Annotated in this window: 22 protein-coding genes; 10 read left to right on the top strand and 12 right to left on the bottom strand. The window is 64.6% G+C overall.

The annotated features are described in order from the left end of the window. Nucleotides 1-23: 23 nt before the first annotated feature. The 4 genes from GKC30_RS06415 to GKC30_RS06400 are packed head-to-tail and all read left to right on the top strand — an operon-like array spanning nucleotide 24 to nucleotide 2,885. Complete coding sequence (locus GKC30_RS06415; RefSeq protein WP_155933218.1) at nucleotides 24-521, top strand: hypothetical protein; 498 nt, start codon at nucleotides 24-26, stop codon at nucleotides 519-521. Beyond that, nucleotides 518-1,486: a hypothetical protein gene (locus GKC30_RS06410; protein WP_155933216.1), complete on the top strand. Its 969-nt coding sequence runs from the start codon at nucleotides 518-520 to the stop codon at nucleotides 1,484-1,486. Before GKC30_RS06415 ends, GKC30_RS06410 begins: the two co-directional genes overlap by 4 nt. Nucleotides 1,487-1,489: 3 nt before the next feature. After that, nucleotides 1,490-2,437 carry a discoidin domain-containing protein gene (locus GKC30_RS06405; RefSeq protein ID WP_155933214.1) on the top strand — a complete coding sequence of 316 codons (948 nt, stop codon included), beginning with the start codon at nucleotides 1,490-1,492 and terminating at the stop codon, nucleotides 2,435-2,437. Between the two features lie 10 nt (nucleotides 2,438-2,447). Further along, nucleotides 2,448-2,885, top strand: a complete 438-nt coding sequence (locus GKC30_RS06400; RefSeq protein WP_155933212.1) for a tail fiber assembly protein — start codon at nucleotides 2,448-2,450, stop codon at nucleotides 2,883-2,885. Nucleotides 2,886-2,963: 78 nt separating this feature from the next. Here the strand turns inward: GKC30_RS06400 and GKC30_RS06395 are convergent, their stop codons facing one another. The 5 genes from GKC30_RS06395 to GKC30_RS06375 form a co-directional block, all read right to left on the bottom strand. After that, the gene (locus tag GKC30_RS06395) at nucleotides 2,964-3,479 is read right to left on the bottom strand and encodes a cupin domain-containing protein (RefSeq protein WP_155933210.1); all 516 of its coding nucleotides are present in this window, start codon (nucleotides 3,477-3,479) and stop codon (nucleotides 2,964-2,966) included. Nucleotides 3,480-3,506: 27 nt separating this feature from the next. Beyond that, nucleotides 3,507-3,716, bottom strand: coding sequence for a SlyX family protein (locus GKC30_RS06390; protein ID WP_155933208.1), 210 nt, complete (start codon nucleotides 3,714-3,716; stop codon nucleotides 3,507-3,509). A 137-nt stretch (nucleotides 3,717-3,853) separates the two neighbouring features. After that, nucleotides 3,854-4,741 (bottom strand): DMT family transporter, encoded by an 888-nt coding sequence (locus GKC30_RS06385; protein WP_155933206.1) that lies wholly within the window; start codon nucleotides 4,739-4,741, stop codon nucleotides 3,854-3,856. 160 nt (nucleotides 4,742-4,901) lie between these two features. Beyond that, a complete protein-coding gene (locus tag GKC30_RS06380) occupies nucleotides 4,902-5,549 on the bottom strand; it encodes a cyclase family protein (protein ID WP_155933204.1) in 648 nt (215 codons plus the stop codon). Nucleotides 5,550-5,569: 20 nt separating this feature from the next. Continuing rightward, nucleotides 5,570-6,664 carry a tRNA dihydrouridine synthase gene (locus GKC30_RS06375; protein ID WP_155933202.1) on the bottom strand — a complete coding sequence of 365 codons (1,095 nt, stop codon included), beginning with the start codon at nucleotides 6,662-6,664 and terminating at the stop codon, nucleotides 5,570-5,572. A gap of 163 nt (nucleotides 6,665-6,827) precedes the next feature. Here GKC30_RS06375 and GKC30_RS06370 point away from each other — a divergent pair, with 163 nt between their 5' ends. Together GKC30_RS06370 and GKC30_RS06365 are read left to right on the top strand one after the other, a co-directional pair. After that, nucleotides 6,828-7,235 (top strand): hypothetical protein, encoded by a 408-nt coding sequence (locus GKC30_RS06370; RefSeq protein ID WP_155933200.1) that lies wholly within the window; start codon nucleotides 6,828-6,830, stop codon nucleotides 7,233-7,235. Beyond that, nucleotides 7,232-7,444, top strand: coding sequence for a hypothetical protein (locus GKC30_RS06365; protein WP_155933198.1), 213 nt, complete (start codon nucleotides 7,232-7,234; stop codon nucleotides 7,442-7,444). The genes GKC30_RS06370 and GKC30_RS06365 overlap by 4 nt, the downstream gene beginning before the upstream one ends. Nucleotides 7,445-7,449: 5 nt before the next feature. Here GKC30_RS06365 and GKC30_RS06360 read toward each other — a convergent pair whose 3' ends face one another. Next, on the bottom strand, nucleotides 7,450-8,442 hold the full coding sequence (locus tag GKC30_RS06360) for a tetratricopeptide repeat protein (protein WP_155933196.1): 993 nt from the start codon (nucleotides 8,440-8,442) through the stop codon (nucleotides 7,450-7,452). A 51-nt stretch (nucleotides 8,443-8,493) separates the two neighbouring features. On the opposite strand from GKC30_RS06360, the gene GKC30_RS06355 reads away from it, so the two are divergent. The 3 genes from GKC30_RS06355 (at nucleotide 8,494) to GKC30_RS15135 (ending at nucleotide 15,300) form a co-directional block, all read left to right on the top strand. Continuing rightward, a complete protein-coding gene (locus GKC30_RS06355) occupies nucleotides 8,494-9,780 on the top strand; it encodes a terminase large subunit domain-containing protein (protein WP_367614009.1) in 1,287 nt (428 codons plus the stop codon). Beyond that, nucleotides 9,767-10,141, top strand: a complete 375-nt coding sequence (locus GKC30_RS06350) for a hypothetical protein (RefSeq protein ID WP_155933192.1) — start codon at nucleotides 9,767-9,769, stop codon at nucleotides 10,139-10,141. Before GKC30_RS06355 ends, GKC30_RS06350 begins: the two co-directional genes overlap by 14 nt. A gap of 155 nt (nucleotides 10,142-10,296) precedes the next feature. Beyond that, nucleotides 10,297-15,300 carry a FecR domain-containing protein gene (locus tag GKC30_RS15135; RefSeq protein WP_155933190.1) on the top strand — a complete coding sequence of 1,668 codons (5,004 nt, stop codon included), beginning with the start codon at nucleotides 10,297-10,299 and terminating at the stop codon, nucleotides 15,298-15,300. An 83-nt stretch (nucleotides 15,301-15,383) separates the two neighbouring features. On the opposite strand, the gene GKC30_RS06340 is transcribed toward GKC30_RS15135, so the two are convergent. Further along, nucleotides 15,384-17,324 (bottom strand): hypothetical protein, encoded by a 1,941-nt coding sequence (locus tag GKC30_RS06340; protein ID WP_196772830.1) that lies wholly within the window; start codon nucleotides 17,322-17,324, stop codon nucleotides 15,384-15,386. A gap of 280 nt (nucleotides 17,325-17,604) precedes the next feature. Between GKC30_RS06340 and GKC30_RS06330 the strand changes: the two genes are divergently transcribed. Next, entirely contained in the window at nucleotides 17,605-18,987 is a 1,383-nt protein-coding gene (locus tag GKC30_RS06330) for a tetratricopeptide repeat protein (RefSeq protein ID WP_367614008.1), read from the top strand. A gap of 76 nt (nucleotides 18,988-19,063) precedes the next feature. On the opposite strand, the gene GKC30_RS06325 is transcribed toward GKC30_RS06330, so the two are convergent. The 5 genes from GKC30_RS06325 to GKC30_RS06305 all read right to left on the bottom strand — a co-directional run bounded on the left by GKC30_RS06325 (nucleotide 19,064) and on the right by GKC30_RS06305 (nucleotide 24,351). Further along, a complete protein-coding gene (locus GKC30_RS06325; RefSeq protein ID WP_155933186.1) occupies nucleotides 19,064-20,062 on the bottom strand; it encodes a restriction endonuclease in 999 nt (332 codons plus the stop codon). Beyond that, complete coding sequence (locus GKC30_RS06320) at nucleotides 20,059-21,159, bottom strand: DNA cytosine methyltransferase (protein ID WP_155933184.1); 1,101 nt, start codon at nucleotides 21,157-21,159, stop codon at nucleotides 20,059-20,061. The genes GKC30_RS06325 and GKC30_RS06320 overlap by 4 nt, the downstream gene beginning before the upstream one ends. Further along, nucleotides 21,152-21,301, bottom strand: a complete 150-nt coding sequence (locus GKC30_RS15215; RefSeq protein ID WP_231117076.1) for an excisionase family DNA-binding protein — start codon at nucleotides 21,299-21,301, stop codon at nucleotides 21,152-21,154. Before GKC30_RS15215 ends, GKC30_RS06320 begins: the two co-directional genes overlap by 8 nt. A gap of 129 nt (nucleotides 21,302-21,430) precedes the next feature. Then, nucleotides 21,431-23,359, bottom strand: coding sequence for a sensor histidine kinase (locus GKC30_RS06310; RefSeq protein WP_155933182.1), 1,929 nt, complete (start codon nucleotides 23,357-23,359; stop codon nucleotides 21,431-21,433). 194 nt (nucleotides 23,360-23,553) lie between these two features. After that, nucleotides 23,554-24,351, bottom strand: coding sequence for a substrate-binding periplasmic protein (locus GKC30_RS06305; protein ID WP_155933180.1), 798 nt, complete (start codon nucleotides 24,349-24,351; stop codon nucleotides 23,554-23,556). Nucleotides 24,352-24,380 lie beyond the last annotated feature (29 nt).

Genomic DNA, 24,380 nt, shown 5'->3' with positions numbered 1-24,380 from the left:
CCCCCAACACAGGAGAACAGACCATGGGAATGAACCAAAACGCTGCGGGGCTCTTCCAGCCGGGAACCGACCTGGCAGGCAGCGTCTACCAATTGCTGACAGGAACAGGCATCAGCCCCGGCCGGGGCTCCGAAGCCGAGGAGTCCGCCCGGCTCAAGGAGTTTGAGGCGTCTGTCAAGGCCCAGGACATCCTCAGGCGCGCCGATGCGGATGCCGACGCCCTGCGCACCGACCGCGAGGCCCGGCGAGGCACCCAAAACGCCGCATGGGGGGCCTCCGGTCTGGCCATGAGCGGCTCAAAGGAGCTGCTTCGCCAATCCGCCAGAATCAAGGACGGGCAGGACGAGGAGGATCTCCGGGCCGAGGGGGCCGAGGCGGCCCGCGATGCCCTGAACCAGGGCCGCGCCGCGGGCAACCTGACGCGCATCAACGGCTCGGTCCCGATTTCGGGTGCGGCCAATACCCAGGGCTCGATCCTGTCCAGTGGCTCCAAAATATACAAATACGGGAGGTGGTCATGACCGTTTCATCCATCGAATCCAAGGCCCGCTACGCAGGGAACGGCTCCACGGCCAGCTTTGCCATCCCCTTCATGTTCCTGCGTGACGACGACATCGAGCTGGTGCTCTCCTCAAGCCGGGGCGAGCATCCCCTGACCATCAGCACCGACTACACCCTAAGCGGCGCAGGCGAGCATGCCGGGGGCCAGTGCTCCCTGGCCGTGCCGCCCGGCCAGGGCGAAGTGCTGGTCATCCGGCGCAACCCGGTCATGGTCCAGGAGGTGGACTACGTGGAGAACGACGCCTTCCCGGCCGCCACCCATGAAGCCGCCCTGGACAAGCTGACCATGATCTGCCAGGCCCTGGCAGAGCGCCTGGACCGGACCATCACCTTCCGCGTCTCCTCGGCCGTGACCGGGGTGAACCTGCCCGAGCCGGAGCCGGGCCGGGTTCTGGCCTGGAACGATGCCGGAACCAACCTGGCCAACAAGGACACTGCCGCCCAGGGGGCCGTGCTCCTGCCCCTTCCCGTTGCCCAGGGCGGCACCGGAGCGGCCACAGTGGCCGACGCCCTGGCCAGCCTCGGCTTCTCCCCCCTGGGCGCAGTCCTGGCCGCCGCCCCGGACGCGGCCAAGGCCCGTCAGATCATCGAGGCCCAGCCCGCCAACCCCGCCCTCCTCAAGGCCGACACCCCGGCCACCCTGACCGCAGGATTCAGCGAAACGGCGGTGCCCTACGCCTCAGGCGACTTCTTCGTGTCAGAAGGGGCTCTCCGCACCGTGGACACCACTGGCGGTGTGACGCTTGGCAGGATCATGGGACATGGCCGGGTGACGCTCTTCCTGACTGGCGGCGGCCCAGTATCCTACGACTCCATCTACACCCGCGTAATTGGGGAATATGACCCCAGTAAGAGGGGCTGCATCGTCCAAGCGTTTAATTATGGCACCCACAGGTGGCTCGTTTTCGCCAACACGGAGGATTAGGCCATGGGACTCATTGCCGACCTCCTCATCCCCCCGCAGTGGCGTATCAAAACCGCCGCCTCCCTCACGGACTTCTCCTCGCCCGGAGAACTGCCGAGCCTCTGCACCCTTTCAGTCTGGTTCGATGACGGGATGGGCTATGAACACGTCCACATCCAACGTGCGTACGCCAACGTCTCTGTACGCATCAACGGCGTTATTGCGGACGAGTACGCCGGAAACCCCAGCGCCATAGGCGGGAGCCACGCCGATCTGCTCAAAATCGCGCTGACCCGCCGCTACGGCGGCTTTGCCGGGACATACGCCGAACTGTACTGCGTCCATCAACTCGTCGATGCCGAGGCGTTCGGCAAGGGCACGGGCGCGTCATGGCGTCCGGTTGAAGCGGTGTTGCCGAACGTGGTGTGGGACAGGTCCGGGACCGCATATGCGAGCAGCAACTTTGCTGCGAACTACTGGCCCGCGCAAGCCTTTAACGGAAAATACGGGGATGGATGGTGCGCGGCCACGGTTCCCTCGGTCAACTCCCCCGTCATATTGGCGTACGACTACGGAGCGGCGAAACAGGTGAACAACTACACGCTCTTCGGATGGGGCAATAACACCGCCAGGACGCCAAGCGATTGGAACGTGCAGGGAAGCAACAATTCCACCAACGGAATGGACGGAACGTGGACCACGCTGGACACGCGAAGCGGCGAAGACCCTACCTATGGAATCCACTATTCCATCACATCGCCCAGCCCGTATCGATGGTGCAGGCTGCGCATCACCAAAGCGTTGGGAGGGCAAGCCTGTGGCGTCAAGGAGTTGCTGCTGTTCGTCGAGGACGGAACAGACCTCCACGGGTCGCACCTTGATTTTGCCAACCCCGATGCCCTTGGCGAGGACGTGAGCGGCAACGACAACCACTGGACCGTGCAGGGCACACCGTCCATCAACAGACCATAAGGAGAACGCAATGTACAGATACCCTGACGAAACCATCAGGCGGCGGCTGCCGGGCAGGATGATTGACGGCAACGTGATCCGCTACACCAGAGACATGAACGCCGAACAGCTTGACGCCCTGGGCTACAACGAGGCCATCCCGGTCGTCCGCCAGCCGCACACCGTCTACACCACCGAGTGGATCAAGGATGAGTTGGTGTACCGGGAACAGATCGTCACCGCCGTGGTGGACGAAGCTGCCCGTGACGCGGCCCTGGCCCGGTCCATCCGCGCCGAGCGTGACCGTCTGCTTGGCTTGTCCGATTGGACGCAGCTTGCGGACGCTCCCTTGAGCGAGGACGAACGCGACGCCTGGACCGCCTATCGCCAGGAGCTGCGCGACGTGCCGCAGCAGGCGCGCTTTCCGGGGGCAGTGGCGTGGCCGGAGCTGCATGAACCCGCAGGCTGACCCCCTGGCCGGGCAAACAAACGGCCCGCCTCAGGCATCCGGGGCGGGCCGAACCTGTGAGCAGCGTCACCAGCCGGGCTAACCGGCCGTGAGGGGAACAATCCTGTCAGCGAATCCGGGATAGGCGTTCAGCAATTCGGCACGAACCGCGTGGTCGTAGTCCGCGAACTCGAATCCCGGCGCCACGGTGCAGCCCATGAGGCCGAACCCGCCTCCGGGCACAAGGCGCATGCCCTGCCAACTACCGGCCGGAACCACCACCTGGGGACGGTGTCCGGCCAGAAGATCGTGGCCGAGGACCACGGCCTCGCCGCACCCGTCCGGGTGCAGCAACAGCATCTCGCACGGGTCGCCCATGTAAAAGTGGAAGACCTCGTCCGTGACCAGCCTGTGCATGTGCGAATAGGTCTGCGGGGTGAGCAGATAGTAGATGGCCGTGGAGTGGCAGCGCTCCCCGGCGTATCGTCCGGGCAGGGCATGGACGGCATGGACCTCTTGCGACCGATGGGTTTCGGCGTAGTAGCCGCCTTCTTCGGGGTGGGGCTTGAGTCCGAGGATGTCGATAACTTCTCGTGCGGTTATTTTTTTATTCATTTGGATGTGATGCTTGTTGTCGGTAACTTATCCGTTGTAGTGCGGCGGCGGCAGGTCGGCCGGTCCGGACTGGCTCAGAACGTCGTCCATCTCGCGCAGCTTGCCTGCCATCCGTTCCACCTGCCGGGTCAGATCGGTCAGCTGCCGCTGCTGATCAAAGACCGCGTCGCTCAACTTCTCGATGGTCTGGTCCTGCAACGCCACAAGGCTTTCCAGCCGTTCGATGCGTGTTTCCATGGTCCCTCCCTGGTTTTCGCCCGGTGGCGGGCCTTTTGAATGATCCGTCCTGTGGGGGCGGGGATTCCCGTTCCATAGTGCGTCAGCGGGCCGGCGGGGTCAAGGGGAGTCGGTCTGACGCCACGTCGGCGGGAGGGTCAGTGCCGGTTGGTCAGGTACACGCCGGACACGACCATGGTTCCCCCCAGGAGCAGGGAGAGGTGGATGGGCTCCCTCAGGATGAGGGCGCCCATGATCACGGCAAAGACGGGCACGGTGTTGATGAAGATGCCCGCCCGCGAGGCGCCGATGACCGAGATGGCCCGATAGTACCAGAAATAGGCCAGCCCGGTGGCCAGCACGCCGAGGAAGACAAGACAGGCCCAGTCGATGGCCCGCGCCCTGACGACATCCTCGGCCAACCCTCCGGCCACGGCCGGTCCGAGGAGCATGAGGGTGCCGAAGAAGCAGGACCAGGTCACGGCCGTAAGCGGCGAGAGGCGTTTCATGGCCGAGCGGCCTCCCAGGGAGTAGGCGGTCCAGCTGGCCACGCAGCCGAGAATCATGAAATCGCCCCGGTTGACCCCGCCGGAGAGCAGCGCCAGGGGGTTGCCGTCGGCGATGACCACGGAAACGCCTACCAGCGAGAGCAGCGCCCCGGCCATGCGTACCGGGCCGAACCGCTCCTTGTAGAGCAGGGCCGAGAGCAGGGATATGCACACCGGAATGCAGGCCACGATGAGGGCGGCGCGTCCGGCCGGGATGGTCTGCAAGCCGGTGAAGAAGAAGTAGCTGTAGATGAACACCCCGGTGGCTCCGAGAAAAATCGCGGGCAGGATCTGGCCGCGCTCAAGACGCGGCATGTGCCCCTCGGCCCGGCGGCACATGACCGCGAGCATGGCCGAGGCCAGCACGAAACGCAGAAAGGCTGCGGACATGGGGTGGATGGACTGGGCCAGGACGCGTCCGGCCACCCAGGTGCCCCCCCACAGGGCCATGCTGAGGATGAGCAGGGTGTAGACCGAGGTGAGAGAGTGTTCTTTCATGATGGTGCTCCGGCAGCAGGTATATGCCTGCCGGGCCGATTAATCCAGCGCCATGACATGGGTTTTGCCGAACAGGGCAGTGTCCGGGAAAACAAAGGATGAGGGTGGTCGGCCGAGGGGCCGTGCGTCATGTCTGGAGCTTTTTTTCCGGCCTGTCGGCTTAGAAGACCAGAGCCGTGGCCCGGACGGGAGAGCCCTCGCCGTTGCGGATGCGCAGGGGCAGACAGCAGAAGAGAAAGCCCTCCGGCGGGAGTTCGCCGAGGTTTTGCAGGTTTTCGACGATGATCAGTCCGTGGTTCAGGAGGATGGCGTGGGCCTCCGTGGTCCCGTTCACAGGATCGGGCGAGGGGGTGTCGAGGCCCACTCCCTTGAGTTCGAGCCCGGCCAGGAAGCGGCAGGCCGTGGCGGTCAGGGTGGGGTAGTCGCGATAATATCCGTCGCGGCCCCAGCGGGCGTCCCACCCGGTGCGCAAGAGCGCGAAGTCGAGTCCGTCCATGTCGGCCAGCCGGGCCAGATGGGTCTGGTCTATTCGCAGCCCGGAATCCGTGCCCCCGGTCAGGCCGGTCAGGTCCACCACCGCGCCCCAGCCCGTGAAATTGCCGGGGCCGAGGCGGTCCAGGCCGGGTGCGTCGGCAAAGGCGTGGGCCGCGATGTCCACATGAGTGCCCGCGTGGCAGGTCATGGCCAGGGAGGTCTGGGCGTAGCCGTCTTGATGGATCTCGGCGGTGCAGCGGATTTCCGTGGCCTCGTCGCCGGGGTACACGGGCATTCCCGTCTCGATGATGTGGGAGAGGTCTATGGCTCGCATGGCTGGGCACCTCGGACCGATCAGATGTTGAAGAGGTTCATGTTGGGCCGCCGGGCCAACCGCAGTCCGGGCGTCAGATGGGCGCGGGCCGCCTCGCGCACCTCGGCCATGCTCCTGGCCGCCAGGAAGCGCGATTGTAGCGCATGGCCGTAGGTGAAGTTGGCCGCGAAATAGATGGTGAAGAGCTTGAAGCGCTTCAGCGCCCGGACAGGGTCGAAGTGGTTGTCCAGGGCCTCGGCCAGCCGGAGGGCGTAGTCGCGAAAGCCTTCGCCCTCCAGGACCTCGGCGGGCAGATCGCCGCCGGTCCACTCGGCGAAGAGCCAGGGCCGGGCAATGGCCATCCGGCCAATGGACACGCCTGCGCAGCCTGTGGAGCGGAGCATGTCCAGGCAGTCTTCGGGCGTGACAACGTCGCCGTTGCCCATGACCGGGATGGAGACGGCTTTTGCCACGGCCCGGATGTGGTCGCGTCTGGGCGGCCGGGTGCGTTTGTCCGGGGCCACGCGGGGATGGAAGATCAGGCAGTCCGCCCCGGCCGATTCAAAGCGCCGGGCCAGGGCCACAGCCGGTTCCACCTCGGGAGACCAGCCGGTGCGGAACTTGACGAAGACCGGGATGGAAACCGCGGTGCGGACCGCCTCGAGGGCTGCCAGAGCCGCGTCGTGATCGCGCAGCAGGGCCGCGCCCGCGCCTTTTTTGACAATGCCGGGCACCGCGCAGCCCATGTTGATGTCCACGCCGAAAAACCCCTCGTCCTCCACGCGCCGTGCGGCCAGGGCCAACTCGGCCGGCTCTGCCCCGGCCACCTGGCAGACCAGGGAGCCAAGCTCTGCCTCGCGCCAGCGGAACACGGGCGAAACCCTGGAATTCTCCGTGGGCAGGGCCCGCGCCGAGCACATTTCGGTAAAGGCCAGGCCGCAGCCGCCGTAGTGGCCGAGTACCTCGCGATAGGCCACATGCCCCAGCCCGGCCATGGGTGCCAGCCAGAGCCGGTTGGCCGCCATGCGTCCCCGGAGGGTCAGGGGGCGGACCAGCCGGTCGGCCAGCTCCGCCTGGATACCCGGCGAGCTGTCCGGGCCAGGGTCTTGGGGCGAGGTGTCGTCTCCGGTCTGCATGGGGCGCAGAGTCGCCTTGGTCCCGGCCCCTGTCAAGAGGGATTCCCTGGCCTGTTTCGCCTCATTGGGCTCCTGTCGCGCCCGTTCGCCGTCCGGGCCGAAAACCGGGGATAGGCTGGGCCGTGTCCTGGAGGAAGAACGAAACACCAAAGGAGACGAGACGATGCCCATACCCGTAATCGGCGCCGTTGCCGGATTGCTGACCACCGTGGTGGATGGCGTGGCAACGACGATGAAAAGCAAGCAGGAACTGAAGAAGGCGGTCATGGAAAACCGTATGCGCCTGGCCGGGAGCGACCGGGAATACAACCACGAATGGGAGATGAAGCAGCTTGAGAACGCAGGCTGGAAGGACGATGTGCTCTTTTTCGCCTGGATAGGCTTCTTCATCTGGAGCGGTTTCGACCCGGACCGGGCAGGCGAGGTGCTTGAGGCCTGGGAGCGTCTGCCCGAGTGGTTTTTGCAGATCACCTTCTGGATCGTGGCCGCCGTGCTCGGCGTCAAGAAGATCGGCGACTACCTGCCCGGAGCCGTCAAGGGGCTGCGCGACGCGGTGAGGAAGGCTCGATGACCGCCCTGGAACGCGCTGAGGTGCGCGATCTGCTGGCCCGCATCGATGAACGGGTCAAGGCCATTCAGGAAGACATCCGCGAGATCAACCTGTCGCGCCGCTGCGCCTCGCACCATGTCAAGATCCGTACCCTGGAGCGCATGGTCTGGGGGTGTCTGGCCGGGCTGGCCGGGTTGGGAGCGCGGATGCTGGTGGAGAGCTTGCGCTGACCGGGCTAGGGCGTGATCTCGTCCGGCGCGGGTTCGTGCGGCGGCTCGGGCTCGGGCTCGGGCTTGGGCGGGACAACAACCTTGGGCCTGCCCGCGTAACCTGCGGCCTGCTCCTGGTAGGCTGCGGCAGCGCGGTCGTCCCCCTCGGCCCGCGCCAGCCCGAGGGCTCTGCGGGCCGCGTCGGCAGCGGCGGGGTAGTCCCCGCTCCCGGCGTACGCCTCGGCCAGCAGGGAGTACAGGCCGCTGTCCGAGGGGGCCAGGACCAGGGCGCGGCGGTAGTCGGCCTCGGCCCTGGGGTAGTCGCCCAGCCGCATGGCCACCTCCCCGCGGGCCATGAGCGCCGGCAGGGACTGTGAGTTGAGGGACAGGGCCTGGGTCAGGTCGTGGAGGGCGGCCTCGTCGTCGCCCAGGGCCAGACGGGCCAGCCCGCGATTGAAATAGGCTTCGAAATGCGCGGGATTGATGGCGATGGCCCTGTCCAGGTCGTGGACCGCGTCGTCGGCCCTGCCGAGCCGGGCATAGGCCGTGCCCCGCAGGGCCAGGGCCTCGGACACCGAGTCGTCCTGATCGAGCACCCGCGACAGCTCGCGCACCGCATCGGGCCAGGCTTCGCGTCGGAAGAGAATGTAGCCCAGGGCGAACCGGGCCTGGATATGGTCGGGCCGGATGTCGAGGGCGTGCCGCACATCGGCCTCGGCCTCGTCCATCTGGCCGTGGCCGAGGAGCAGCAGCGCCCGGTGGTAGCGGGCCAGGACCAGATCGGGGTCGAGTTCAACGGCCTCGTCGAGGTAGCCCAGGGCCATGTCGTCGTCCAGGTATTCGCCGTTGTGGTAAAGCTGCACGGCCTTGTTCAGGGCCGCGGCGGCCATGGCCTCGCGCCGCTGGGTCGCGATCTCGTGGTCGGTCAGGGTCGGCCGGGGTTGGACCGACGTGGCCAGACAGCCCGTCTGGACGAGCAGAAGAAAGACAAGAAACACAACCGGGTTGGCATGGCGCATGGTCCCGAAATACCCGCGCCTGTCCTGCCCGTCAATATGAGGAATCACAGCGTGACACGGGAACTCTATACCCCAAGGCCCCTTCAGGCCGAAATCGAGGCCGGTCTGGCCCGCTTCTCGGTGCTGGTGTGCCACCGCCGCTTCGGCAAGACAGTGCTCTCGGTCAACCGGCTTATCCGGGCGGCCAGGGAGACGCGCCGCCCCGACTGGCGCGGGGCATACATCGCGCCCCTCTACAAGCAGGCCAAAACCGTGGTCTGGGATGAACTCAAGCGATATTGCGGCCTGGGCCTTGACGGCTGCACCGTGAAATTCCACGAGACCGAACTTCGGGCCGACTTCGACAACGGGGCGCGCATCCGCCTCTTCGGGGCCGAGAACCCGGACTCCCTGCGGGGCATGTATCTTGACGGCGCGGTCTTTGACGAGGTGGCCCAGATGCCACACCGCGTCTGGACCGAGGTGATCCGTCCGGCCCTGGCCGACCGCATGGGCTGGGCCATGTTCATCGGCACGCCCCGCGGCAAGAACGCCCTCTACCGGCTCTGGCGCGATGCGCAGAGAGACCCGGACTGGTTCGCGGCCATGTACCGCGCCTCCCAGACCCGCATCATCGAGGCCGGGGAGCTGGCCGCAGCTGCACGGGAGATGTCGCCCGAGGAGTACGAGCAGGAGTTCGAGTGTTCCTTCACGGCGGCCATCCGCGGCGCGTACTTCGGGGCGCTGGTGGGCGAGGCGGAAAAGACCGGACGCATCATCGCGGTCCCCTGCGATCCGGCTCTGCCCGTCCACACGGCCTGGGACCTGGGCATGAGCGACTCCACGGCCATCTGGTTCTTCCAGGCCCGGCCGGGCAACACCTTTGCCGTCATCGACTACGTTGAGGCCAGCGGCGAAGGACTCGACCACTATGCCCGCGTCCTGGACGAGCGCCGTTATGCCTACGGGACTCACATCGCGCCCCACGACATCCGGGTGCGCGAACTGGGCACGGGCAAGTCGCGACTCGAGATCGCCCGCAGCCTGGGCATCCGCTTCGACATCGCGCCCAACATCCCGGTCCAGGACGGCATCAACGCGGTGCGGGCCATGCTGCCCCTGTGCTGGTTCGACGCGGTCCGCTGTGCGCCGGGGCTGGAGGCCCTGCGCCATTACCGCCGCGCCTTCAACGAGCGCATGAACGACTTCTCGTCCCGGCCGGTGCACGACTGGACCAGTCACGCGGTGGATGCCTTCCGCTATCTGGCCGTGGGCTTCCGCCAGCCCGGAGGCGGCCCCCGGCCGCCACGGGCCGTCAACGAATACGACCCCTTCGGGAGGACGCATGAGCGTTCGTGAATGTGCGCTGCGGCCCGAGTGCATGGCCCATATCCCTGACGACGGATACCGCTGGCTTGAGCTGCACCACCAGGGGGAGGCCTACGGCCATGCGGCCCTGGCCGAGCGCGGGAGCGACCTTGAGCTGCACCTGACCCTGATCCGCTGGGGGCCGCTGACCAGACGCAGGCTGGCCGCCGATGCCGACTGGCTGCGCACCGAGGCCGTCCGCTTGGGCAAGCGTCGCGTCCTGGGCCTGCGTGCCGTCGGCCCTGACGGATACGACCCCCGGCTCTTCCGCTTCGCCCGGCTCTTCGGGTTCAAAGAGGCGTGGGTGCTTCAGGCTGCGGCCATGGCCGTGGAGCCCGATAGGTCGCCATGATCTCGTGGCTGCCCTTGTTTTGGCGTTTTTCCAGAGAGTTGCGTTGTAGGCGGAGGCCGCGGGAAAAGCCCTGAAAATTCTTGCCGCAACCCCGGGAAGATGCTACGCGATATATTAAGAATATATCTAGCTCATCGCGCACAAGGGGATGACGCATGCCTGAAGCCACTCAGATCGGCGTGGTGACCATAGCCTATGGCACCGCCACCGCGGAAGGACCGGACGGGGTACGGGACCTGGCTCCCCAGAGCCCGGTCTTTGTCGATGAAATCATCACCACCAAGGGCGGCGCCTCGGCCGTGGAGATCAAGTTCGCCGACGGCGCAGTCCTCTCCCAGGGGCCGAACTCCTCGGTGGTCCTCGACACCTACGTCTTCAACCCGGCCCAGAGCGCCGGGGAGATGACCATCAAGCTCGTCCAGGGCACTTTCCGCTCGGTCACGGGCGAGATCGTGGACATGAACCCCGAGGGCTTCAGCCTCGAAACCCCGCTGGCCACCATCGGCATCCGGGGCACCACCACCGGCCACAAGATCGTTCCGGGCCAGCCCGAGAACCACGTTGTGGTCGATTTTGTGGACAAGCCCGTGATCATCCGGCCCATTGCCGGCGGCCCGGTGGCCATCATCACCCAGGACGGCGGCATGGTCACGGCCACGCCCGGCGGCCTAAGCCCGGTCTTCATGGCCTCCCAGGCAGAGCTGGCCCAGTTCGAGCAGCTCTCGTCCCAGTCGCTGCAGCAGGCCGCGCCGAGCCTTGACGGCTCGGACGACCAGGGTGATCAGGACGAGGGAGGACAGGACGAATCCGGCTCCCAGAACGACGAAGGCGGACAAGAGCAGGGAGAGGGGCAGGAAACCCAGGGCGAACAGGCAGAGGAACAGGGACAGGAAGCCCAGGGCGAGCAGGGAGAGGAACAGGAAGGCGCAGAAGAACAGGGCGGCGAACCTGAACAACTGACACAGGGCCAGGGACAAGGGCCGGGTCAGGGCGTCGGCCAGAACCAGGGCGGCGTTTTCGATACCGGCGCTGGCGTGGGCCAGGGCCAGGGACAAGGCCAGGGACCGGGTGCCCAGCCACCCAAACCGGCCGCGCCGCCACCCCCGCCTCCGCCGCCACCCCCCGCCCAGACCGGGGGTACTGGCACCGGCGACGAGGGCGACGAAACCCCGCCCGACACGACCCCGGCGCAACCGGCGGTGGTCACCACTCTTGATCTTTCCGAATGGGACGCGAACCTGACCGTCAACCTTCAGGAGTCCCCGGTCTACTATGAAATCACCGGCGACCAACTCTCCCGCGTGACCCTGACCAGCACGGACACCACCACCTACGCCATCCGCACGGTCTATGGCAGCGCCCACCACGACAACCACATCACCGGCTCGGCCCAGGGCGACAGCCTCTACGGCGGCATGGGGTACAACACCCTAAACGGCATGTGCGGCAACGACTACCTTGCCGTGGGCCACTACGAGAGCGAATTCAACTCCTACATGCTCGGCCCCCTGAGCCCGTACGACACCATCGACGGCGGGGCGGGCACCGACACCCTGGCCTTTGACGGCACATATGAGAACGACACCTTGTCGCTCACCAACGTCACCGGCATCGAGCACATCCAGCTCGGCAGCACCCAGACAGCGCTCATGGGCCATAACGGGTTGGCCGGTGCGGCCACCTTCTCCATCGACGCCTCGGGCATCGATCCAGAAGATTACCACGGCATTTTCTTCAGTTGGGACGGCGTCAGCATCTCGAGCTTCAGCCAGTTCATCGTCGGCTCGGGCGGCAACGACTTCATCGTCGGCGGCAGCGGAAATGATACCCTGTTCGGCGGCGCGGGCAACGACACCCTGTTTGGCACCGGGGGCAACAACGTCTTCTTCGGCACCAGCGTAGGCAACGACTCCATGACCGGCGGCAGCGGCAACGACCGCTTCTCCATGGGCACGCAACTGACCGCGGACGATTTCATCGACGGCGGCGCGGGCGACGACTCCCTCTATTTCACGGGCAACACCGAAAACACCACAGCGTTGAACAGCGTCACCAACATCGAACATATCATCCTCGGCAACGCCAGCACGAGCCTCGTCTACAGCCCGACCGGAACAGGCACCATCACCATCAACGGCTCGGCCATCACCTCGCCCAAAACCCTGAACTACGACGGCTCGGGCGCAACCCAGGCCCAGCACATCATCGGCGGCGCTGGCAACGACACCCTCGTCGGCGGCGGCGGCAACGACACCATTCAGGGCGGCGCGGGCGCGGACAATTTGAGCGGCGGCACCGGAGGATTCAACACCCTGTCCTATGCCTCAAGCACGGCAGGGGTGAACATCAACCTGGCCGCCAACACGGCCTCGGGCGGCCACGCACAGGGCGACACCCTTGCCTCGGGCACCTTCAAGGGCATCATCGGCTCGGCCTACGCCGACAGCCTGACCGGCACCTCGGCCAGCGAACGCTTCGAGGGCGGCGCGGGCCACGACTCCATCGTCGGCGGCACGGGCAACGACTCCATCGACGGCGGCGACGGCAACGACATCCTCATCAGCGGCGGCGGCCAGGACACCATCCACGGCGGCGCGGGCAACGACACCATCGTCATCTCCGCCCCGGTGGAGACCGGCTCGGTCTTTGACGGCGGCACGGGCACCAACACCCTGAAGATCAGCACAAACTCCGCGAGCTTTTTCGCCGCCACCGTGGCGGGCATCAGCGTGGTCCTCTTTGAGGGCAGCAGTGTCTCGGCCTCCTTCAAATCAGACCAGCTGGAAGCATGGTCAATGAATACGGCGAGTCCTGGCACATCGGTCACCATCACCATTCAAGACACATCGGGCGGTGACACCATCGACCTGTCCGCCTTGAGCTTCGGAACCAACTGGAATCTGACGGGAAACAGAATCACCGTCACGTCGACTGGCGGCAACGACCTTGTCAAGGCATCGGCCACGGCGGAAACCTTTAACGGCAGTGCGGGCGACGTTACCGTGGACTACAGCGCGTCCACAGCGGGCGTGAGCGTCAATCTTGACCTTGGGGAAAATTATCGCGAAGGCTCGGGCGAATACGCCGCGGGGGATAGGTATATAGACATCACGGCATTCATCGGCTCGGCACACAACGACATCTTCACCGGGCAGGATGACGCGAACAACTACTTTGAAGGGGGCGCGGGCAAGGACCGCTTTATCATGTCCACCTTCCTGGATCAGAACGACACCATCAGCGGCGGCGCGGGCTGCGACACCCTGGAATTCACCTTCGTTGACGACACCATGCCGCTGACCAACGTCACCGGCATTGAGCACATCATCTTAGGCGATGCGGCGACCTGGCTCACGGGCCACGACGCTCTGGCCGACCCGGGGTCCATCTTCACCCTCAATGCGCAACACATCGAAGGCTTAGGCTACAACTTGGTTTGGAATGGCGAAGACATTTCAAGTTTCAAGCAATACATCATCGGCTCAAACGGCAACGACTCCATCGTCGGCGGCGCTGGCAACGACACCCTCATCGGCGGCGACGGGCAGGACTGGCTTGAAGGCGGCAAGGGCAACAACTCCATCGTCGGCGGCGGCGACGACCCGATCAGGCGTCTGTTCGACGTGGCCTCCTACGCAAACGAAACCAGCGGCATCAACGTTAACCTCGTTTCGGGCACGGTCACGGGCAGCGGCATCAACGACACCCTGGTGGGCATCAACGCGGTCATGGGCACGAGCGGCAACGACACCTTCCTCGGCAACGGCGACCCCATCAACGTCTTCTTCTACGGCGGCGGGTCCAACGAGGTTGACGGCGGCTCCGAGCACGACCCGGATGCGGGCACCGGCTTTGACGTGGCCTCCTATGAATACGCCGCTGTAGGCATCATCGCCACCCTCGACAACTACGGCAACGGCACGGTTCAGATCGGCGGAGCAGGCAACGACACCCTCTCCAAAATCGACATGATCTGGGGCTCGCCCCATCACGACTCCTTCAGCTTCACCGGCGAGGGCGACTTTGAGGTCATGCCCGGCATGGGCAACGATACCGTGACCGGCAGCGGCGACGGCTGGACCAATGTGACCTACTGGGCGCTGGACCAACTCGTCGATGGAGTCGGCATCACCGTCATCTGGAACAGCGCGCACTGGGAGGTTGCGGGCTCGAACTGGACCGACACCCTCATCGGCGTCCAGGCCATCGAGGGCACGGTAGGGGACGACACCTTCACCGGCACACCCGGAGTCGCCATTGAGTTCCGGGGCTGGGCCGGGAACGACATCTTCAACGGCAACGGCGGTCATGTCACCGTGTCCTACGACGATGTTCCGAGTGGTGTGAACGTCAATCTCGCAGGCGGCACGGCCTCCGACGGTTGGGGGGGCACCGACACCCTTAACGGCATCCAGTCTGTTGTGGGATCTGATTTCGACGACACCCTCATCGGCAGCGATTACGCAGACCTGCTGGTGGGCAACGACGGCGACGACGAAATCCAGGGCGGACTCGGCAATGACACCCTCATCGGCGACCAGGGCGACGACATCCTCATCGGCGGCGACGGCTTTGACTACGCCTCCTACGCGGACGACCCGTCAGGCGTGGAAGTCAACCTATCCGACGGCTATGCCTACGACGGCTGGGACAACACGGATTCGCTGTCGGGCATAAACGGCGTCATCGGTTCGAGTTTCGACGACACCATCATTGGCAACGGCGATATCAACATCCTCTTCGGCGGCCAAGGCGCTGACCTGTTGACCGGCGGAGGCGGCAGCGACACCTTCGCGTACATGAACCCCCTTGAGGGCGGGGACACCATCACGGACTTCAAGGCTGGCGAGGACTATATCGGCCTGAACCACATGGCCTTCGCCCACTTCTTCACGAACGGCGTTTTCATCGAGGACAACTTCGACTCAATCGTCTCGGCAACGTACAGCAGCGGGATGGTGGAGTTCGGTTCGGGACAAACTTCCGGCTTTGTCTACGCCAGCGAGCTTGATAGCGAGGTCGGCAAGCTGTACTTCGTCACCGATCATGGCACAGCTGAGGAAACCAGCCTGCTCATGGCCACCATCACCGAGTACAGCGACGCCTCGCCGGGTGACAACAACCTGACCTACGAATCCTTTGTCGAGATCATGGGCTAACCCCGACCCATCGTCACCAACACACCACGGCGCACCCGTCCTCCATGGACGGGTGCGCCTCTTTTTTTCTCTCGCCAACCAAGTCAGGCGTGGCCGACAAAGAGGCTGCCGCCCGAGCGCTCCGGGGCCTGGATGACCTGGGTCAGGTGGATGGTGGTGGAGTTGTCGAAGTTGTAGACCGGGTCCTGGGTGGTGGAGAGGCTGACGCTGCGGTCTTCGACCATGTTGAAGGCCGAGTTGTCCTGGTCCACAAAGCGGTTCTCCACGTTGCGCACAAGGTTCTGGGAGTTGTCCACCACCACCTGCCGCGTCTCGGGATAGGCCACGGTCGTTTCCCGGTTCTCGACAAAGCTGGTGTTGTGGCTGGTCTCCCGGATGTTGACCGAGTTGTCCACCTCGGTGACGCTGGTGCGGTGCTCCGCGTGCTCGGTGCGCGAGTTGTCCGCGCTGATGGACACGGAATTGTCGTGGTGGACGGTCGTGTCCCGGGATTCGACATAGGTGGTCGAGCCGTGCTCGGTGACGCTGTTGTCGATGTGGGTCTCCTGGCGGTTGTCCGCGCTCCGGTTCTCCACGTTGACCGTGGACTGGTTGGTCACCTGCTCCACGTTTGTGGAGTTGTCCACGCTCCGCTCCGAGCTGAAGTCCTGGCTGTTGGCTGTGCTGGTGTCGTAGGAATTCTGATGGAGGGTGGTGTCCGAGCGGTGGACCGCCGCGTTCATGGACATGTCGAAGTACGCGTCCACAGTCTCGCGGTTGTTCACCTCGTGGTAGCGCTCAATGTTCTGGGTCTGGTCCACGTTCATGACATGGGACGAGGACATGTCCACGGCCATGGGACGGCCCGTCTGATCGTCGAAATCGAGCCTGGGCAGGCCCAAGGGCTCGGCATAGCCGTCGGCCGTGGGTATCCACGGGGCCTGGAGGGTCTGCCTGGGCTGGAAGCCGTAGGTGTGGACCGTGTGCTGGAACACGTCGCTGGGCCAGTTCTGGGTGTGGCCGAAATACATGCCGTGGGGATTGGTCATGCGAAACGCCTGGACCTGCCCGGCGGGTGTCGAAGGCATCACCCCGACCATGCTCGGCATGGAAAACCCGAGCTGGGGCGTGATGGGCACTGCCCCGGCTGGCGAAATGGGCTGAATGCCTAGCGCCGGGGCAATGGCCACATGGCCGGTGGCCGATTCCGAAGCCCGGCCGGGTTCCGTGGCAGGGCCGCCGCCACCGCCGCCGCCGGTCGACCCTCCGCCCGTGGCGGGCGTAATGGTTGTCCTGCCTGATTCTGTGGAGATGGGGACGCTGGCCCCGCCCGACGGCCCGGCCGACGACCCGCCCGAGCCAGTGGACATGGGGCTCACGGCCCCGGAACCGCCCGAAACGCCCGCGCCGCCGCCTCCCGTGGCCTGGGCCACGGCCTGACCTCCGGTGCCGTGGCCGACAGGTTCTCCGCCGCCGCCACTGCGGCCGCCAAAGCCGCCTCCGCCGCTGCCGCCCAGGGAAGCCGGACCCGCGCCGATCGCCACGGCACTGCCTCCTTGGCCCCCACCGCCAACGTGATGCGCCGGGCTGGTGCCGCCTCCCCCGCCAAGGCCGCCCGCAACAACCGTTGCTCCGCCCGCAACCATTCCGGGGGCTGCCCCGCCGCCCTGGCCGATGCCCGGACTTCCTGCCCCGCCGCCCGAGAAGCCGCCCGGAGCAGACATGCCCCCTGGCGTCAGCGCCGAGGGAGCGCCATAGGGAATCCTGGGCGCCGAAGTGTCGATGGTCACGCTGGCCGGAGAGATGTCGATGGGAACGCGGGCCGCCGAGGTGTCGATGGGCACCCGGGCCGGGCTGGTATCGATAGGGACGCGGGCAGGGGTGGTGTCTATGGGAACATGGGCCGGGGTGGTGTCGATGGGCACATGCCCAGGCTCGCCGGTCACAACGCGACCGGCCTCGCTGGCCATGAACGAACCGGCCGGTCCCGCCGTCACCTGTCCGGGAGGCCCGGCCACGATGAAGTCGGTCACGCTGGTTGACACTGTCCGTCTCCCTGCCAAAGCGCACCGTCCCTGGTCCGCACAGCAGCCCGAAAAGGGCTTTTTGGCAGTTGTAGGATATACGTCCCGGCCCGGGCCCGTCAAGAGGCATCGCCGCCGGGCCTGGGCCTGGGAAGAATGGCGAACCAGGGACGCGGACGCAACACGGCGAGGCGTACGCCCTGCGGCCGGGAATCCGGTGCGCTTAACGCGGGTGCGGCGGCCTGGGTCCTTGAATTCGCGACACGGACGGGATAGGAACAGGACAAGCAAGGAGAGAGCCGTGATTTTGAAACACCAGGACCCCGCCCGCCATGCCCCGGACCCCGCCGCGATCATGGCCGCCGTCAGTGAGCTGGGTCGCGACGCTTCGGGCGGAGCCGAGGCCCTGTTCATGGCCGTCATGCTCGCCCCGGAGTCGCTGCCCTATGATTTCGCCCTGTCCGTGGAGGGGGCGCCGCACAATCCTTCGTTGATCAATCCGGCCGCGTCCTTTTTCGCGGCCACGGCCACTCTGGAGCCCCTGGTGGTCCGGGGGCTGGTGGTCACGGACCCGGACGCGCTGACCTACCGGGTGGTGCCCGGTGTCAGGGACACGCTGCGCGCCAGCCTGGACAAGGCCGCCACCCTCGACTGGGCCGGTCGGGCCGTGTACGGCCTCAACCTGGTGCTGCCTGATGCGGAGCCCGCCAACTGGCCTGCGGTCAAGGGGCTCATGCCGCACATCCTCGCCTGTCGCCAACTGGTGGTCCAAGAGGGGCTGCGCACCCCGGCGGCCAACAGGGTGCTGCATCAGGCCGGGTTCTCGCTCCATGCGCAGGGCCGCCATGGCGAGGCAGCGGAGCTGCTGGACCTCGCCCTGACCGTGGATGTGGACATCAAGGGTCCGGCCCACCCGGACATCGCCGCCGACCTCGAAGGGCTGGGCATGGTGCTCTGGGCGGCTGGCGACCTAAGGCGGGCCGAGGCCGTCTTTGCCCGGTGCCTTGCCCTGCAGCGGGAGATCTTTACCGAAGACAATCCCGTCGCCGCGCCCATTCTCAATGCCCTGGCCGTGGTCCGTCAGGGGCTCGGCCGGTTGGATCAGGCCGAGGCCGACTTTCTCGAATGTCTGCGTGTGCTGGTCAAGGCCCATGGCGAGGGCCACCCGAGCGTGGCCTCCTGCCTGGGCAACCTGGCCCTGCTCCACGAGGCGGCGGGCGGTCCGGCCAAGGCTCTCCCCCTCGCCGAGCGGGCTCTGGAGATCAATCAAGCCGTCCTGGGCGAGACTCATCCCGAGGTGGCCGCCGACCTGACCACTGTGGCCCTGCTCTGCGACGCCCTTGGTGAAGCGGCCAGGGCCGAGGACTGTTTCCGCCGGAGTCTGGCAGTGCGCGAGCGGGCCTTTGGACCTGATCATCCCGAGACAGCCCAGGCCCTGTGCAATCTGGCCCTTTTTCTCGACGGCGCCGGCCGCATCGACGAGGCTGTGGAGCGCTACGAGCAGGGGCTTGGGGCCTACGAGGCGACTCTTGGCCCCGGTCATCCGCTGATGGAGCCCGCCCTGGACAAATATCTGGCCCTGCTGGAGCGGGTCGGCGGCCGCCCCCGCTCCGACCGGATGCGCTCCCTGGCCGAGGCCGCCCTGCGCCGCGTGGTCGAGGGAGCCGGAGGGGACGGGCGGTGAGCGGGGAGGGGCAATGACAGTCAGTCTTCGGTTTGTCGGGAGTCAATAGCCAACAAAGAATCGTTATCGTGGGCGGCTATTCAGGCAAGAAAAGGCTTTTCGACGGAACCCAATCTCGGGCAATTGCATCCGCTTTGGTCAGCCACCGCGAAATACGCTTGTCGGGCGGGACGGATTCTCCCCAATATTCAACAAACAAGGCGTCGTCCATCATGAGGGCTGCTTTCCTCATTTCGTCTTCGACAAGCTTTAGGGCTCGTTCAATGTATATTCCACCTTCGTCGTCGTTGAGTGGGTTGGCTACACTGCCTGCAGAGAAAAGGTCTCTGGCTTGGTGGCAGACCACGCCATGATAGGTAAGCAAGTAAAGAACGACATCGTCGTATTTGTTTCTGGAGCGACCTGATTTGACGATTCCCGGACACAGAAGGGCGGCTTCTGCGCGAAGCCTTATTTTCTCTTCCGAGGAGAGGCTCGTATAGAGGCGGGCCTGAATGGGTAGGGCGTGTTCTGCTTCAGGCGAGTCCTCCAACCACCACAGGCGTTCGCCGCTTTTGAGCCGTGACCTGGCATATGCGCGGATGTGGCGCATCTTTTCTTCCATTGGCAAAGAGCGAAACGCGTCGTAGCCGATGCCCATCAATTCAAACAGAGAACGACGAGCGAACAGCTCAACTTCAAAGCGGGGAACATGCGAAGTGCGGACGTGGATAACGCTTTGCTCATACTCAGCCCATCGTACTTCGGGAAGACCGCCCATTTTTCCGAAAACCAGATACACTTGTTTGACAGTTTCTATCCGGTTTGTCTCAAGAACACTGTTGGCGACGCTTCGCCACGTGTCGTTGAGTGTGAATTTCACCTCAACGCCATAATTTCCCACAGCGATGTCTGGAAACGCCTGAGGGTGCGGCTTGAAATCGATTTTTATGGAGGAGTCGGTTAGGGCTTTTCGGATACCCAGCCTTACGGCGTCCTCAAAGCTTGCGGCGGTTTCAAACAACATTTCGCGAGCTGCCGCTGTCAGTTCGCCGCAAATCGTGTTCAGCAGGGCTTCAAACTCCTGCCGGGTCATGGTTGGCAGCCATCAAGGACAAGCTCAACAGCCTTGGCAATGTGCCAGGCTAAGACCGGCGGGACAGCGTTGCCAACTTGTCTCTCTGTTTCCCGTAGCTTGGCGTCGAAAAGGTAATTGTCAGGAAACGATTGAAAGCGTGCTGCTTCCCGCATGGATATTCGCCGTGGAAGGGAGTAATGGAATTGGATATTCCCATGGCATTCCGCACGGATAGTGTATCCAGGTCTTTCGGCTATCAGCTTCCTGTTTCCTTGCTCGGCACTTTTGCTTGCACGGCTCCAAATATGGTTGAATTCTTCAGTACGTTCCAGATGTTCCAAGTCGCCTATTGCCTCCTTGGCCGAGATGTGGGTGGTGCAAACAGGTTCCGGATGGATGAATTCCGGAACATCTGACCTTGTTCCTACGATGAATACCCGCTCTCGCGTTTGTGGCACTCCATAGTCCGCAGCCTGATAAAGCCGGTGGCTTACCGTATAGCCCTTTTCAGCGAAGTCTTTTAAAATTCGTCTCAGTGAGGTCTCGTTGTGCCTCATGATCAGGCCCTTGACGTTTTCTGCCACAAAAATTTTGGGACGAACGCGGTCGACTACCTCCACCATGGCGCGGTACAAACCGCTACGCTTCCCATCCACGCCAGCCCCTTTTCCATTGACAGAGATGTCTTGGCAAGGGAAGCCGCCTATCACGGCATCCGCATTTCCTGGGACGGTGGGGAGTGCATCCCAAACGTCTCCTTCAATAAGATGATTGCCGATGTTTTTCCGATAGGTCCTGCAGGCCGCAGCGTTTATCTCATTAGCCCAAACAATGTCGAGTTGTGTTTTTTCGTAGTGTGTTCCGAGGAAATCAAAACCCCCAACAAAGCCCAAGTCCAATCCGCCGCATCCCGAAAACAACGAGATGACGGTCGCTCGGTTGCGCAAATCCGTTGTAATCCCCGTGCCCTGGTAGCTTGGTTCGATCAGATGGTTCCGGGACGAGATCATGCCAGGCGTGGGGGCGGGCAGCCGGTTCTTGGTCAGTGTTGTCGTAAAAGCGGTCATGTTTATTTTGCTTCCACCGTTTGTCGGACTTTGTACGACTTCAGCCATATATCCAGTTCCTCCACGTCAAATCTCCATTCTCGGCGAGTTTGTGAGCCGGGACTCGCCCCTTGTGGGCAAGGTCGTAAAGGATGGATTTGCCGACCTTGAGATATTTGGCGGTTTCTTCCAATGTTAGCCAGTTCGTCATCAGGCGCTCTCTGAGCGAATCGATATCAAGCAATGTTTGGTTAGAGTACATTATTCCCTGTCATTGAAGCAAGGAGGAATAGCCCAAGCCGTTCATGCGGATGAGTGTGCTATGGGGTATCCGGCTCCCTCAGGCGGCGGCGGGGAGGGTGAAGACAAAGGTCGAGCCCTTGCCCACTTCGGATTCGACCCAGATGCGGCCGCCGTAGTGCTCGACGATCTCGCGGCAGATGGTCAGGCCAAGGCCCGTGCCATTGGGCTGGTCGCCGATAGCGGCGGTCTTGCTCTGGTGAAATTTTTCGAAGATGCGCGATTGGTCGTCGAGGTGGATGCCGGGGCCGGTGTCGGCCACTTCCACCCGCACCTGACCGAAGCGGGGAAAGGCGCGTACCGTGACGCTGCCGTCGTCCGTGAACTTGGCCGCGTTGTTGAGCAGGTTGATGAGCACCTGCTGCATGCGGTCCGGGTCGGCGATGACCACGGGCAGGGCCGGGTCCACCTCGGCAATGAGCCGGACCCGCGAATTCTGGGCGAAGAGGCCCGTGACGGACTGCACGGCTGTTTCCACCACCTCGCCCATGTTCAGCCGCACATCGCGCCAGCCCATGCTGCCTGACTCGATCTTGTTCAGGTCGAGCACGTCGTTGATCAGCCGGGTGAGCCGCTCGCCCTCGTGGCTGATGATCAGCAGATTGTTCTGGATGCGCTGGCCGCGCTTGACCAGGGCGGGGTCGCTGGTCAGGGGCAGGTAGTTGCGGGTGAATTCCTTGTGCAGCAGCTTGGCAAAGCCGAGGATGGAGGTCAGCGGCGTGCGCAGCTCGTGGGAGACAGAGGAGAGAAAGGCGGATTTCATCTCGTCGAGCTCGCGCAGCCGCTGGTTGGCCTCTTCCAGTTCGCGGGCCTTGTTGACAAGGTCCTCGGTGCGCTCGCGCACCAGCTGCTCCAGGTGGCGGTTGAGGTCGGCCAGATCCTGCTCGGCCTTCTTGCGGTCCGTAATGTCCTCGAGGATGCCATCGATGAACACGATCTCTCCGCTGTCGGCGTAGATGGCCCGTGCGTTGAGGGAGCCCCAGATGGTCTTGCCGTCACGGCGGTAGTATTCTGCCTCGAAACGCTTGATCTCGCCGCGCTCGCGCACCTGTTTGTAGAAATCCTGCATCCGGTCCGGGTTGACCATGGTGCGCGACCCCAGGGAGCGGACATTGGAGAGGAATTCATCCAGGGATTCGTAGCCGAAGATGCGGGCCATGGCCGGGTTGGCCCGGCGCAACACGCCGTCCGGCGTGGCCTGGAAGATGCCCTCGATGGAGTTCTCGAAGATGCCCCGGTACTTCTCCTCGGCCTCCTGGAGGGTTTTGTTCATGGCCTGGAGCTTTCGCTCCCGCGCCTCGATCTCGGCAGACATGTGCCGGAACCGGGTGGCGATCTCGATCAGCTCGGTGTGGCGAACCTCTCCGAATTCATAAGAAAAATCGCCCTTGGCCACCCGGGCGATGCCCTGCTGGAGCACATGCAGCGGCTTGTTGAGGAAGACGCGCAGCAAAAGGCCGGTGATGGCCAGGATCACCGAGATGGCCACCAGGATGATCAGGGTGGAGACGATCATCTGCTCTTCGAGCTGCTGCTGTTCGCGGGCCAGGGTGAAATCTATCTCGGCGCGGCCGATGGTCCGGCCTTCGAAGACGATGGAGCGGACCTTGCTGAAGTCCGGGGGCACACCCGAGAACTTCTCGTGGGCAAAGACCACTTCGTTGCGCGAGCCGTAGATGCGGATGGCCTGGACCATGTCGTCGTGGGTGTAGACAGAGCCGATGAGCCGGGCGTTGTCGTAATCCAGGTTCCAGATGGGCACGGCCAGGATTTCCGCCACGCTGGTGATTGTGTCCTCGCCCTTGTCCCCGGCCTTGCGCCACATGGCTTCGAACTGCTGCCAGTAGGCGTAGCCGGCCATGGCCGTGGCCACCAGCAGGACGATACAGACCAAGCTGGCCGTGAGGTCACGCGAGATGGACCTGCTGGACAGGAGGGGGCGCTTGGTCGAGGATGGGTCGTGGCTCATTGACGGTTCCGGCTAACGGGCGGGGCCAGGGGTGGTTGACGCCTCATTCCAGCTTTTTTTCCTACACAAATCGCGGTGTCGTGTCATCATCATTGTATCCCTGCGGGACACGCGCATCGCATTGCCGCTTTCCATCCTTGCGGGGAATCCATTGCTCCATCCGGCGAGGCCGAGGGGCGCGGATCGACTCGGCATCATAGGCCGTAGCGGGCCGCAGTGGCCCGGAAGTCCTCGCGTTCGGTCAGGACCTGTCGGGCTTGATCCAGCCGCTGGAGGAGGGCCGGGCTCAGGGTCGGCGAGAGCAGCAGATCGACGCGCACCGGGGAGAGGGGCAGAGGGGAGCCCAGTGCCCGTGCCGGAAGATGGAGGGCGTCTACTGCGTGAAGCAGGGCCAGCCGCTCTGCGGCCACGGCATCCACCTTTCCGGCCAGAAGCAGCTTGAGCCCGCGTGACAGGTCGGGCACGGGCAGCAGGGCCACGCCTTGGCGGGTGGAGAGCAGGGGATCGCCCGGTTCGTCGCGGACCACGGCCACGGTCTTGCCCGCAAGGTCGTGCCGGGAGCGGAGCGGGGTGCCGCTGCGGGCAATGGCCGCGAACTGCGACTGGAGCAGGGGGCCTGCGTTGACTGCGCCTCTTCCGGGCGGGGGGCCGCCCGGCAGCACGGCCATGTCCGCCTCGCCACGCGCCAGGGCTTGCAGGATTTGGCGCCGCGAGGAAAGTGTGGCCGTTGTCCCGGCCCCGGCCCCGGCCGCCAGGAGCTCGCCCAGCTCAAGCCCCAGGCCGGCCGGTTCGCCATTGTGGACAAAGCCGTAGGGCGCCATGTCCACCACGGCCAGACGCAGGACTCGGGCTTCGTCGGCCCGGACAGGGGTGATCCCGCCCGGCAGCAGGGCCAGTGCCGGGACCAGCAGCATTGCGGCCAGCGCAGCGCCAGTGCGCCTGATCGGGCCGGAAGAGAATCGGGCCAGGGAAATGAAAACGGATTTCGGCATGAAAGCTCCTGTGCTACGGCGATCCGACA

This window comes from Pseudodesulfovibrio alkaliphilus, assembly GCF_009729555.1.
Taxonomy (GTDB): domain Bacteria; phylum Desulfobacterota; class Desulfovibrionia; order Desulfovibrionales; family Desulfovibrionaceae; genus Pseudodesulfovibrio; species Pseudodesulfovibrio alkaliphilus.
Note: the sequence above shows the minus strand (reverse complement) of the source record. Positions and strands in the feature narration are given on the sequence as shown.